This window comes from Acinetobacter sp. ACIN00229 (assembly GCF_016106645.1).
Taxonomy (GTDB): Bacteria; Pseudomonadota; Gammaproteobacteria; order Pseudomonadales; family Moraxellaceae; genus Acinetobacter; species Acinetobacter oleivorans.
The window spans coordinates 176,662-189,553 of sequence record NZ_JADWOM010000006.1; the positions used below are offsets into that span (position 1 = coordinate 176,662).

The following is a 12,892-nucleotide window of genomic DNA, read 5'->3' on the forward strand; positions in this document are numbered from 1 at the left end:
GATGAACAGTCAAACAAAAACAAATCCAGAGACTCAGCTTCCTTATGATGTTAAGCATTTACATGATTTGCTTGAACAACAAAAGCTCGCTTATTTACGTCATCCGGTACCCACTGCTAAAGAGCGTATTGATCGTTTAGCTCGTCTTAAAAGAGTCTTGGTAAAATATCAAGATCAGATTGCCGACGCAATTAACCTTGATTATGGCAATCGTGCAGTTATGGAAACAAAAATTGGTGAGCTACTCACCAGTTTGGAACAAATCAAATATTACAGTAAACATCTGACAGCGTGGATGAAACCTTCAAAACGCCATATCAGTGTATTACATCAGCCAGCAAAAGGTTGGGTACAATATCAACCTATGGGTGTAATTGGTATTATTACACCATGGAATTACCCATTACTTCTTTCAGTTGGGCCATTAATTTGTGCACTGGCAGCTGGCAACCATGCCATGATCAAAATTTCGAGTGCCTCTCCTAACTTTGGTCGAGTTCTTGAAAGTGCATTAGCAGAAGCGTTCCCACAAGAATTAGTTGCTGTAGTAAATGGTGGCGGCGTTATTTCAGACGCTTTTAGTCATTTGCCTTTTGACAAAATGATTTTCACAGGCTCAACTTCTGTTGGTAAAACAGTGATGGCAGCCGCAGCTCAAAATCTGGTTCCTGTTATTCTTGAGTTAGGCGGAAAATCTCCTGCCCTTGTGCATGCATCTATGGATATGAAAGATGTGGCTCAACGTATTGCTGTAGGGAAATTATGGAACGCGGGTCAAACCTGTGTTGCACCTGACCATATTTTCTTGCCACGCGGGAAAACTGCCGAGTTCATCGAAAACTTTAAATTGATTGTGGCTGGCATGTATCCGCATTTCCGCAATAATCAAGATTACACGTCTATTATTAATGACAAGCAATACAACCGCATTCAGGGCTATCTTGAAAATGCCCGCGATCAAGGTGCTCGTATTATTGAAATTAATCCTCAAAATGAAATTTTAGATGATGTCCGTAAAATTGCGCCGACTTTAGTTACAGGCGTAACGACTGCAATGGATATTATGCAAAATGAAATTTTTGGTCCGATCCTGCCAATTTTGGAATATGACCAAATAGAAGAAGTTGTTGAATTCATTAATAGTCGCCCGCGTCCTTTAGCAATGTATTATTTTGACTATGATCAGGCACGTGCTGACTATATTGCACAACATACCCATTCAGGACACTTCGGAATCAACATGGTGATTACCCATGTGGCTCAAGATGATTTACCGTTTGGGGGAATTGGTGCATCAGGTATGGGTAAATATCACGGACCAGAGGGCTTTTTTAGCCTTTCTCATGAACGTTCGGTGATGTCTAATCCAAAACTTTATAGCCTTAAATACATTCTTCCACCGTTCAATAAGCCCATTCATCGTTTCATTTCGAAAACCTTGTTGCGCTAACTGATCAAGGCATGATCTGTTATACTAAATCATGCCTCGTTTTTACCAATTCCGCTTGTCTTTTAATCGTATTTTTGGTATAAAACGCCCCTTGAATGAATTCATCCGTTTACATTTAGTATGACTGGCCACAGATTTGCTGTTGGCTGAATCAATGGAGTTACACCATGTCTAAGGTTTGCCAAGTTACCGGCAAGCGTCCAGTCGTTGGTAACAACGTCTCACACGCCAACAACAAAACCAAGCGCCGGTTCGAGCCGAACCTGCACCACCACCGTTTCTGGTTAGAAAGCGAAAAACGTTTTGTACGTCTTCGTTTAACCACTAAAGGTATGCGTATTATTGACAAATTGGGTATCGAAAAGGTTGTTGCAGACCTTCGTGCTCAAGGTCAAAAGATCTAAGGAGTCTGAACAATGCGTGATAAGATTCGTCTCGTTTCTACAGCTGGTACAGGTTATTTCTATACCACGACTAAAAACAAACGTACTATGCCGGAAAAAATGGAAATCAAAAAATTTGATCCAAAAATCCGTCAACACGTGATTTTCAAAGAAGCTAAAATCAAATAATTTTAGCCTCGAAAAAAAACGACTTCACAATGAAGTCGTTTTTTTTTGCATTTTTTTTATAGCTCACTTTTTTTTGTTAAACTTTCCACATATTTCGCCTTGGCATTTTTTATGCTTGTCTTTAGCCTAACTCACGTAAAAGGAGTTTTTAGTGCCGCATGACGTAGATTTAATTGTTTTACTTGCTGTTGGTTTCGGTGTTGCCCTCTTTTTTGGTTATCTTGCAGCCCGATTGCGACTTCCCCCTCTTATCGGCTATTTAATTGCCGGAATTATTATTAGCCCAAATACACCCGGCATAGAAGCAGATATTCATCTTGCTAACCAGCTTGCAGAACTCGGGGTCATGTTCCTGATGTTTGGTGTAGGCATGCACTTTTCATTAAATGACTTGCTGCTGGTTCGACGTATTGCTGTACCAGGTGCGATTTTACAAATTGCCGTCGCTACTCTATTAGGGGTCGGTGTATCCATGCTCTGGGGATGGAGTTTTGGTTCTGCACTCGTTTTTGGCTTAAGCCTGTCGTGTGCGAGTACTGTTGTATTATTAAAAGCTTTAGGAGACCGAGGTCTTTTAGACTCAGTTAACGGCAAAATTGCTGTGGGTTGGCTGTTAGTCGAAGATTTAGTGATGGTACTTGTTTTAGTACTTCTTCCAGCTACAGCGGTTTTACTCGGTGGGAAAGCACCAGAAGGTGCAGATGGTAATATCTGGTTAACCCTTGGACTCACTTTATTAAAAGTAATTGGCTTTATTGCCTTTATGCTGATTGTAGGTAAACGTGTCGTTCCTATTATTATGCAGTTTGTTGCTCGTTTAGGTTCAAGAGAGTTATTCACCCTTACTGTTGTTGCCGCTGCTGTTTCAATTGCCTACGGGTCTTATGCCATTTTTGGGGTTTCAATGGCATTAGGGGCTTTCTTTGCAGGGATGGTTGTTAAAGAATCAGACTTTAGCCACCGCGCAGAAGAAGAAACACTTCCACTACGTGAAATTTTCTCAATTCTGTTTTTTGTTTCTGTGGGTATGCTGTTTGATCCACATATTCTTGTTGAGCGTCCACTCCATATTTTGGCCGTTATCGCAATTATTATGATAGGTAAAACACTTGCTGCAATGGCTTTGGTTTTATTCTTTCGCTATCCAATTAATACAGCGCTTACAGTTGGCGCGAGTTTGGCCCAAATTGGTGAATTCTCATTTATTTTAGCGACTCTCGGCGTCTCATTAGGTTTATTAAGCTTAGAAGCACAAAATCTGATTTTAGCTGGTGCTTTATTTTCGATAACGCTGAACTCTTTTATATTCTCTGCCATTGAGCCTGTACAACGCTGGATTCGCGAGCGCTCTCACCTAGCCCGACTTCTTGAACGTAGTGGTGACCCATTAGCCATGTTACCCGATGAAGTTGATCAGGCTTACTTACGCGATCAGGTTGTCATTGTTGGATATGGTGGTGTAGGACGACGTATTACTGAAAATTTAATTAATGAAAATATTAAAGTCGTTATTGCTGAAGAGAATCGTGAAATCGTAGAAAAGCTACGTCAGTCGAATATTGCTGCTGTGAGTGGTGTTGCAACCGAACCAGGTGTTTTAATTCAAGCACACATCATGCATGCAAGACTCTTGGTGATCTCACCTATGGATATTTTAGATATTCACCGAATTGTGGCGATTGCTAAGCAATTAAACCCTCAAATTCAGGTGTTAATTTGCGCAGAAAGTAAAGAGGAAGCAGCAGTAATCAGAGATGATAATATTGGTGAAGTGTTCTATGCCAAAGAGGAAATGGCAAAGAATATGAGCCATCATATATTAAATCAGATCGAGCTTGCCCATCAGTCAACTATTCATTAACCCATATAAAAAGCGTACTCAAGAGTACGCTTTTTTTAACTCAAGAATTTAGGCTGTTCGTCTAGTACTTCAGCCTGCCATTCATTTACCTGCTTTTCGAGCAGTCCAAATAGTGCAGCCTGAATCATATGCTGAGCAACAACTGGAGTTTGCTCACCCAAGATTGCTTTTACTTCATCGCTAAATTGAATTTTAACCAAGGGTTCATTCTCAGAACCGGCATTACGCAAGGCGAGTTCGCCACCTTCGAGTTGGACTAATTCCAAAACGGCTTCTTGATTTCCAAATAACTCTTTCAATTGCTGTATAGACATATATTTCCTCCATGTTTCAACATGGTGGCAAAGCACCCTTGCACTTTGCATCTCTTGTCTTATTTATATAGGCACACCCGGATTAAATTTCAAGCGTTCGGGCAGTTTAATTTTAGAACTCGACCATTTCATTACGAAAACCATCAATTAAATGGCTTAATTCACGATGCCATTCACGCAAAATCTTAACATCTGGCAACCAAGATTGAGGACCTTGAGTTACTTTGATAATGAGATTAGAAGAAGTTTCTTCTTCTGGGGTCGGCTCTTTAGGTTCTGGTGCATATTGACACATACGGTAAGCTCGTTTGAGCTCTGCAACAAAACCATCTTTCGCCAATTGTTGCAAAACGGACACTTCTGGAGAAACTTGTCCTTTTGCCGCCATATGTTCTTCAATAGATTTTAAAGTGGGTTGCAATTCATTTAAACGGTAATAACGTACGAGTTCTTGTAAGAAAGCTAACATTGCGCCATGTAAATGAAATACAGCTGCTTCACGGTAAGCTTGTATCTGCTGCACATGATCGGTCTGTTCTGCCTGTTGACACGCTAAGCGCGCAAAATAGAGCTTCTGATTGGTACGATCGGCATGATAACGAGCAACACGTGACATAACTAAACTTTCCTGTTCTAAAATCGCTATTGCAACAGCTATTCTTTAGCTTAACGACTCCATTAATAAAATCAACGTTATTTATGGTAAATCCAGCTCAACTTGATAAATTTTACGTTTCGCTAAAACTTTTAGTGGCTGCTTTATAGGACGAACATTACTTAAAACCCAAGCAAAATACCCTTCGTCCCAAGCAGTTGCACATGCTGGCTCAATTTCATCATTTCGCCAAGCATGAATAGAGTCGACATCAATCAAAGCGACAGCAACTCCCTCTTCTTCATCTGTATCTTTAACCAAAAATTTTTGGTTCTCGACAATTAATAGATCTTTGATTGGCAGTTTTGTAGGTACCCATGAACGCACTTCAAGTGTTTTGATACCTTCAGCGATACGAGTGCCATTTGGCGTTACAATCGAAAGAGCTAAAAACTGTCTTTTCACACTGAAGACTTATTCTTCAGCTGCTTTAACGCGAATTCCATTACCTTTAACTTTAAGCAGGTTTAAGCCTTTAATTGCCTTAATTGCTTCACGTGGGTTAGGCATTTCAACAAAACCAAAACCTTTTGATTTGCCTGTATCTTTATCAGTAACAAGAACACACGTTTCAACTTTACCAAATGCTTTGAATAACTCTAAAATTTCAGTTTCACTCACAGCACGATCTAAATTACGAACTAATATCTTCATTTTCTAACCTTAATTGGCAATTAAAGGGAGTAGCCAATATATTTAAGTAATCACAGTGTCTTATACAGTAGTTTAATCCAGATCGATACCAAAACCTAAATTTACTGTAGGTGAACGGTTCCATTGCTTTTTAGCAAATGGCTGAGGTACTTGCCTATGAATCTTTGCTTGAACTAAATGTGTAGGAAGATCATTTAGGAAATAACTTTCGATTTTACGACCTTGTTCGTCATAATTGTCTTGTGACCATGTATTGAGATTTTGCTTAGTCAAAATTAATTCATTCTCTGCACGTGTTAATGCAACATACAATACGCGGCGCTCTTCTTCGACATCATCAAAATCGCCCTGTGCCCTTGCATAAGGATATTGATTTGGCGATACATGAGGTACATAGCAAACTTTCTGTTCAGCACCTTTAGCGGAATGAATCGTAATTAACGTCACTAAATCCTGATCAGCGGCTTTCTCAATTTCAGAAACTGAAATGGGTTCAAGAACATATTCTTCGAGGAACTCACCTAAAGATGCATGTTTACGCGCAAGTTGCTTAACCAAGTCAAAGTCTTTTAATCGGCGTGACCAATCTTTAGTTTTATAATTTTGCTCTAGTTGTTCACCTAAAGCATCGAGTGCCAAGCCAATGCTTGCTTCCACATGCTGCTGTAATACATCTAGCTGTTTTAAAATTAAAATCGCTTGTAAAGGGACTTTCCCATGACGTTCTAGACGGTTGCAGCGCTCTTCAACGTCAACAATTCCCATCAACTCTTGCGCGAGCTTACTTGCACCAACGTCACCAATACCATCCCACAAGGTTAAAAAACGCATCCACGCCAAATCATCGTGAGGATTGCTCACAATACGTAGCAAGCTAAGCACGTCTTTCACGTGTGCAGATTCAAGAAGTTTTACCCCACCAATAAAACGATAAGGTACTTCCGCAGCAATGAAAGCCCCTTCCAGATATCGTGCACTATAGCCAGAACGGACCAAAACCATATGGTCGTACCAGCTTGCACCTTGCTGATGTCGCGTTATTAAGTCCTGTGCAATCCAGTTTGCTTCTTCATACTCATTACCAAATAGGTGCAGCTGAGGCTTTTGCCCTTGCCCACGATGAGCTTGCAGCTGTTTGTGATAATCAATTGGGCTATGCGCCAACAACCAGTTTGATAAATCCAAAATTTCTTGAGTCGAACGATAATTTAAATCCAGTGTATGAATAACTGCGTCAGGTATCCGTTCTTTAAAAGAATGGATATTTTCAAAGTCTGCACCGCGAAAACCATAAATCGACTGGGCATCATCGCCAACACAAAACAGCTTCACTTTGCCAATCAATGGTTGCAATAAAGCCCATTGCAAAGGATTGGTATCTTGCATTTCATCAACTAGTAATGTCTGACAAAAACCTGCTACCCAATTCGTTAAGGCTTCTGAATTTTGTAAATGGACAGCCACAATTGACAAGATATCGTCGTAATCTAAAAAATTACGCTCTCGTTTACGCTGCTCATAGGTTTTCATTAAATCTGCAATTTGAGTCTTATGCTCATATGCATCTGGAAGCTGTTTGATTAATGCTTCAGAAAGCTTTGTTTGAGTATTTCTCGCATAAGAATATAAATCACACAGCTCTGCGGCTTTAGGCAAGACATTATCTTTATCTTTACCTCTCAATAAGCGGAACATAAGCAACTGATCATCACGATCAATAATACTAAATTGATTTAACCCAAAAGCTTGCGGATTACGGCGTAGCAAATACATACAAAAAGTATGAAAAGTTGAAGCTCGCAGACCCTTTGCCTGTGCTCCCACATGTTGTTCTACTCTCGCAACAATTTCACTCGCAGCACGGCGCGTAAACGTTAAAATCTGGATTTGGTTCGCTGGTAAACCTTGATCAATTAAATAAGCTGCACGAGCAACAATGGTTTTAGTCTTGCCACAACCAGCGCCCGCCAAAACTAAACAGTTTTGCGCAGACGTAGTAGCTGCTTTTTTTTGCTGAGCATTTAGTTCATTAATTAATTTTGCAAGACTCATAACACATATCGCTAAAACACCAAGACATAGTTTAACAGACCGAGGCAACAGATGGGTCTGCCTATCCTAAAAACAAAAAGAGCACTTAAAGTGCTCTTTGGTCGAATATTATTTTTTAAGATACTGTTTTTGAACTAGAAGGAAGATGCTTAATAGCTGAAGCCAAACCTAGAAAGTTAATTCCCTGAAATAAAATATCAATAGCAAGGAACATTCCTAATACCCAGAAAGGTGAATCTTTAGAAACTAAAATTAAAATACCTGTAGCGAGCGTCAATAACCCTGAAAACAGGGTCCAGCCCCATCCAGTAATTGGCTTAAGTAAAATTGCATTTATAGTACGTATAGCACCAGCAATGATCAGCGCTATAGATAATAGACTTGTCAGCACTACTGCTGTAGTGACTGGAGTAGAAAACGCATAATAACCAGCCATTAAATAAAGTACACCAAACAGTGCCCATAACCATCGGCTTGCGCCTTTAAAAACACTCATAGCCGCGACGAGATGCAAAACACCGCCGACCATCATGAGTATTCCAAATAAAAAAACGACAGAAAAGGTCGCAAATGGTAATGAACTAAATAAAATCAGGCCAAAACCAATAAGCACAAAGCCCAATATCAAATACCATTTACGGTCAGCATGTAACTGATTACGTACTAAATCATTACCTACAGTTTTCATCATGATCATGGCTACTCTTATTATCAGGTATTAGAATTTCATCTACCTAATAATAGTGATGCACTTCACATTTTTTGTCTGTATAAAATCTGCATCGTTTCTTAACAATTGATGTGGATAAAGCAGTATTTATCCACAGTTTTATTTTACCCAACCAATTTCTTGAGCTGTAGGTAAACCTATTATTGTTTCATGTAAGCCATTCGGCATTTTACTACTCTGCTCGGACAAAGCCGTTCGACCACCCATGATTTCGGCATCAGTCTGTGGATATAGAGGTACTTTTTCAGGTTGGGCATAACCTAAAGGGTAAATAGGTTGTCCTGTTTTTAAATCATATTTGTCTTGTGCCCCAAAGCCATGTAATAGCTCATGAACAATCACGACCTGATTTTGTGGAGCTTGTGTTTTAGTCGCAAATAAATTCACACTACCAATACGACCTTTTTCTAAAGCAGTCGAATGGATCAAAACTTTTTGGTAATTGGGATCATAATAATTTAAATAAAGTTTGAGTGATGCTCCACTGTCTTCGGGTTGTTTTTGTCGCCATGCATAGAAACGAAATTTTAAGCTCCACCACATAACATGCAAAATATTGGCATTTTGAGGAACCTCGGGCGGTCGTTGCTGCAACTGTTGTCCTAAGCGAATTATAAAGTTTCCTGATTGCCCACGATAATGCTGTGACCACTCACTTAAATAGCTGTTAATTGCCCAAAAATCTTCGTTTTTCAACTGATGAATATAGGCCTGTGTTGTCTCTAAACCATCTGTATTAATAGGATGTAAAACGACTACAACTGGTCGATTCCAATCTTGATTTTGATCTCGCCATGCTTGAACAGCAACAATCAATAAAATAATTAATAAACATAAGACCCGAATGTTTTTCCACATTCTTATTCCCCATAAAATTAAAATTTTCTTTTATTGTTTTAGACATAAAAAATGCTAGCTGAGCTAGCATTTTTTATGGTGGACTTGATTAGCCCTCAACCCATTTACCATCTTGGTAAACTAGGCTCCATTTAGTTTGTTTACCTTCTGGGGTTTCTGAACCGACATATTGTGATTGATTCTTACGACTGAATTTCACAATTGTTGGATTACCTTCAGGGTCTACATCTGGCGCTTGTAAAATAAATTGATATTTTGGATCAAGCTGAGCTGCCACACTACGTAACTCTGCAACTTTTGGTGCACGTGTTTCACGAATTTTCGGGAATTTACTCGCTGCCAAGAATAAGCCAGCTGCACCGTCACGCAACACAAAGAAGTCATCATGTTTCGCTGAACGTAAATGTTCCATCTTGATCGGTTCTACACGTGGAGGTGCAGGTTGACCACTTTTCAAGACCTTACGGGTATTGTCACAGCTTGTACAAGCGAAATACGGGCCAAAACGACCAGTCTTAAGCTGCATTTCACCATCACATTTATCACATGGGATCGTTGGCCCATCATAACCCTTAATCTTGAACTCACCTTCTTCAAGCTCAAAACCATCGCAGTCAGGGTTATTACCACATATGTGTAATTTACGACCACCATCAATCACATAGCTGTCCATGGCAGTGCCACATTTTGCACAGCGATGCTTTGACATCAAGTCAGCAGTTTCAGCACCATCATCATCAGATAACGCAGCTAAAGACTCAACAGGTGTTAAGTTCAATGTACCCTTACAACGCTCTTTAGGCGGCAAGTTATAGCCAGAACATCCTAAGAATACACCAGTTGTACCCGTACGAATCTGCATTGGACGTGAGCATTCAGGGCAATGTACAGCTGGTACTTCAACTGGTTGATTACGGCGCATGCCATGCTCGCCTTGAGCATTAGTAAGACGTTTCTTAAAGTCGCCGTAGAAAGTATCGAGTAACTCTTTCCAGTTACGCTCGCCTGTTGCAACTTTATCAAGCTGTCCTTCAAGGTCTGCCGTAAACGCATAGTTCATCAAGTTATTAAAACTTTCATCCAGACGATCCGTCACAATCTCACCCATTTTTTCGGCGAAAAGACGACGGTTTTCTAACTTAACGTAACCACGTTCCTGAATAGTAGAAATAATCGCTGCATAAGTCGAAGGACGACCAATACTACGTTTTTCAAGCTCTTTAACTAAAGATGCTTCAGTAAAACGTGCAGGTGGTTTAGTAAAGTGCTGACTTGGATCTAACTTTTCTAACTTTAAAATTTCGCCTACTTTAATAGCAGGTAAAATAATATCGTCATCTGACTTATTCGCTCCACGTACTTTAGTAAAGCCTTCAAATACAAGCGTACGGCCTTTCGCCTTTAGCTCAACATTCGCTGCTTCAACAATCAAAGTAGAAGACAAATATTCTGCTGGGGTCATTTGACACGCAACAAACTGACGCCAGATCAAATCATATAGACGTTGAGCATCACGCTCTACACCTGCAAGCTGATCACCTGTAAGTGCAACATTTGATGGACGAATCGCCTCATGGGCTTCTTGAGCACCCGCTTTGTTCCCATAGCGGTTTGGCTTTGCTGGTAAATATTTTTCACCATATTGGCTTTCAATATGCGCACGTACCATGCTTACTGCATCATCACTCAAGAAAGTTGAGTCAGTACGCATATAGGTAATAAAACCAGCTTCATATAAACGCTGAGCCAACATCATGGTTTTCTTCACAGAAAAGCCTAACCGTGTACTCGCAGCCTGTTGCAGAGTTGAAGTAATGTAAGGTGCGCTTGGATTAACCTTAGTTGGTTTATCTTCACGCTGTGCAACTTTATATTCAGCACCTTTTAAAACATCTAATAAAGCATCAGTTTCAGCTTTATTTTTCAGTTTAAGGGTTTTACCAGCCTGTCTAAATGCCTCAAGACGAATCTCATCTTTTTTCGCTTGGGTATCTGCAAAAACTTGCCAATATTCTTCTGGAATAAAAGCACGAATTTCTCGCTCACGTTCTACAACCAGTTTCACTGCTACTGACTGCACACGTCCAGCTGATAAACCACGGGCAATTTTTTCCCAAAGTAATGGCGAAACCATAAAGCCCACAACACGGTCTAAGAAACGGCGTGCTTGCTGAGCATTTACACGGTTTAAATCTAGACGTGTTGGCTGTTTAAATGCTTCTTGAATGGCATTTTTAGTAATTTCGTTAAATACCACGCGGTGATAACGGCTGTCATCACCACCAATCACTTCTCTTAGGTGCCAAGCAATGGCTTCCCCTTCTCTATCCAAGTCCGTTGCGAGATAGATTGCATCGGCATCTTTGGCGAGTTTTTTGAGTTCAGCTACAACATTTTCTTTACCAGGCAGAACTTCGTAATGAGCTTCCCAACCATGCTCAGGATCAACGCCCATACGATTAACTAAAGCCTGACTAGCTTTTTGTTCTTTTTCGGCTTCGGTGAGTTTAGTTCGGGCAGCCGGCTTTTTCTCTGTTGATTTACTGCCGCCTGTTGGCAAGTCACGTACGTGACCTACAGAAGACTTTACAATGAATTGCGAACCCAAATATTTATTGATGGTTTTCGCTTTGGCAGGCGACTCCACAATCACTAAGGCACGTTTATGTGCAGCAGGTGCAGTAGATGCTGTGCTTTGAGATGCAGAGCGCGAGGTATTCGCCATATAAAATGTTATTCCTATACCAATAAATTTAAAAATTAGGCTTTAGCCAAGGTCAACAGATAAGCCTTCATCTCATCTAATTGTGTTGCTCTTAGGTCTGATTCCTCATCCCAATAAAGCCCTACACAGTTTGCCTGCATATCAATAGCATAAATCCCTTTTAATGCAATGGGAGAATCATTAAATTTCTCATCGCCCTGAACCACTTTTAACTTGCCATCTATAACGCGAGCACGCATTAAGGATAAACGGGCATCAGGAATCAATACACTATAATAAGCAACCATGCTGGCACGTTTTTCAGTAGCCATTGGAACATGTGTCCATTCAGGTGCAACAATTACACGTGGATGTAACCCTATTTTTCGGGCTTTATCACGCATAATACCAAGTGCCTTTTCACGTGGGCTCACTCTTAAACCAAAAATGGAGCCTAGTACGAAAAGAACAATGATAACGGTAACCCAAATTCCCATATTGTCCATAGCAAAACCTATTAATCTCTTTTATTAGAGTTGCATAAGCTGACCAGAAAACGCAAGTTACATCAGAAAAATAATGCTCGATAAGATCGCAAGACCCAAAATATCAGTATTTCACGGTGCAAATTGCCATGTTGTCACTCAAATATAGTTAAGAGTTCTGACCATCCTTAACAAGCGTCAACTTTCCAAATCGGTCGATATGGGCATCACCCCACAGTTTTAAAGCAAATAAAATTTGCTCAAGACTTTGCCCTAATTCGGTCAGGCAATATTCCACTTTAGGTGGGACCTGAGGGTAAACTTCCCGATGAATAATTCCGTCTTGCTCTAACTCACGTAACTGATTTGTCAGCATTCTTTGGGTAATGCTCGGAACACGCTTTCGAATTTCATTAAACCGTAAGGTACCTTCATTAAATAAATGCCAAAGAATGACGCATTTCCACTTTCCGTCAATCAAACTAATGGCCGCCTCCACTGAACAACCTGGAGAGCAATCAAAACTTGAATGTCGTAGTTTTGCCATTTTACAGTAT

At 40.2% G+C, this 12,892-nt stretch carries 14 protein-coding genes; 4 read left to right on the forward strand and 10 right to left on the reverse strand.

What is annotated here, in order from left to right:
- The first annotated feature begins 1 nt into the window (after window position 1).
- The 4 genes from I7H67_RS07585 (at window position 2) to I7H67_RS07600 (ending at window position 3,883) form a co-directional block, all read left to right on the forward strand.
- Window positions 2-1,450, forward strand: coding sequence for a coniferyl aldehyde dehydrogenase (locus tag I7H67_RS07585; protein ID WP_005302127.1), 1,449 nt, complete (start codon window positions 2-4; stop codon window positions 1,448-1,450).
- A 167-nt stretch (window positions 1,451-1,617) separates the two neighbouring features.
- Entirely contained in the window at window positions 1,618-1,854 is a 237-nt protein-coding gene (gene rpmB / locus I7H67_RS07590) for a 50S ribosomal protein L28 (protein WP_000048256.1), read from the forward strand.
- Window positions 1,855-1,866: 12 nt separating this feature from the next.
- The gene (rpmG, locus tag I7H67_RS07595) at window positions 1,867-2,022 is read left to right on the forward strand and encodes a 50S ribosomal protein L33 (protein WP_003654787.1); all 156 of its coding nucleotides are present in this window, start codon (window positions 1,867-1,869) and stop codon (window positions 2,020-2,022) included.
- Window positions 2,023-2,173: 151 nt separating this feature from the next.
- A complete protein-coding gene (locus tag I7H67_RS07600; protein WP_198307496.1) occupies window positions 2,174-3,883 on the forward strand; it encodes a cation:proton antiporter in 1,710 nt (569 codons plus the stop codon).
- 35 nt (window positions 3,884-3,918) lie between these two features.
- Here I7H67_RS07600 and I7H67_RS07605 read toward each other — a convergent pair whose 3' ends face one another.
- From I7H67_RS07605 to I7H67_RS07650, 10 genes are all read right to left on the reverse strand, one after another.
- The gene (locus I7H67_RS07605) at window positions 3,919-4,197 is read right to left on the reverse strand and encodes a hypothetical protein (protein WP_002114792.1); all 279 of its coding nucleotides are present in this window, start codon (window positions 4,195-4,197) and stop codon (window positions 3,919-3,921) included.
- A 112-nt stretch (window positions 4,198-4,309) separates the two neighbouring features.
- Complete coding sequence (locus tag I7H67_RS07610; RefSeq protein ID WP_004794811.1) at window positions 4,310-4,813, reverse strand: DUF6586 family protein; 504 nt, start codon at window positions 4,811-4,813, stop codon at window positions 4,310-4,312.
- 81 nt (window positions 4,814-4,894) lie between these two features.
- A complete protein-coding gene (locus I7H67_RS07615; RefSeq protein WP_198307497.1) occupies window positions 4,895-5,257 on the reverse strand; it encodes an ASCH domain-containing protein in 363 nt (120 codons plus the stop codon).
- 9 nt (window positions 5,258-5,266) lie between these two features.
- Window positions 5,267-5,506 carry an RNA recognition motif domain-containing protein gene (locus tag I7H67_RS07620; protein WP_003654760.1) on the reverse strand — a complete coding sequence of 80 codons (240 nt, stop codon included), beginning with the start codon at window positions 5,504-5,506 and terminating at the stop codon, window positions 5,267-5,269.
- A 72-nt stretch (window positions 5,507-5,578) separates the two neighbouring features.
- On the reverse strand, window positions 5,579-7,558 hold the full coding sequence (locus I7H67_RS07625; protein ID WP_198307498.1) for an ATP-dependent helicase: 1,980 nt from the start codon (window positions 7,556-7,558) through the stop codon (window positions 5,579-5,581).
- A gap of 115 nt (window positions 7,559-7,673) precedes the next feature.
- Window positions 7,674-8,255 carry an HdeD family acid-resistance protein gene (locus tag I7H67_RS07630; RefSeq protein WP_151766734.1) on the reverse strand — a complete coding sequence of 194 codons (582 nt, stop codon included), beginning with the start codon at window positions 8,253-8,255 and terminating at the stop codon, window positions 7,674-7,676.
- A gap of 132 nt (window positions 8,256-8,387) precedes the next feature.
- Window positions 8,388-9,146 (reverse strand): hypothetical protein, encoded by a 759-nt coding sequence (locus tag I7H67_RS07635; RefSeq protein ID WP_198307499.1) that lies wholly within the window; start codon window positions 9,144-9,146, stop codon window positions 8,388-8,390.
- An 88-nt stretch (window positions 9,147-9,234) separates the two neighbouring features.
- Entirely contained in the window at window positions 9,235-11,871 is a 2,637-nt protein-coding gene (gene topA / locus I7H67_RS07640) for a type I DNA topoisomerase (protein ID WP_198307500.1), read from the reverse strand.
- Between the two features lie 35 nt (window positions 11,872-11,906).
- A complete protein-coding gene (locus tag I7H67_RS07645) occupies window positions 11,907-12,356 on the reverse strand; it encodes a hypothetical protein (protein ID WP_004794821.1) in 450 nt (149 codons plus the stop codon).
- A 148-nt stretch (window positions 12,357-12,504) separates the two neighbouring features.
- Window positions 12,505-12,882 carry a winged helix-turn-helix transcriptional regulator gene (locus I7H67_RS07650; protein WP_049837928.1) on the reverse strand — a complete coding sequence of 126 codons (378 nt, stop codon included), beginning with the start codon at window positions 12,880-12,882 and terminating at the stop codon, window positions 12,505-12,507.
- Window positions 12,883-12,892: the final 10 nt, after the last annotated feature.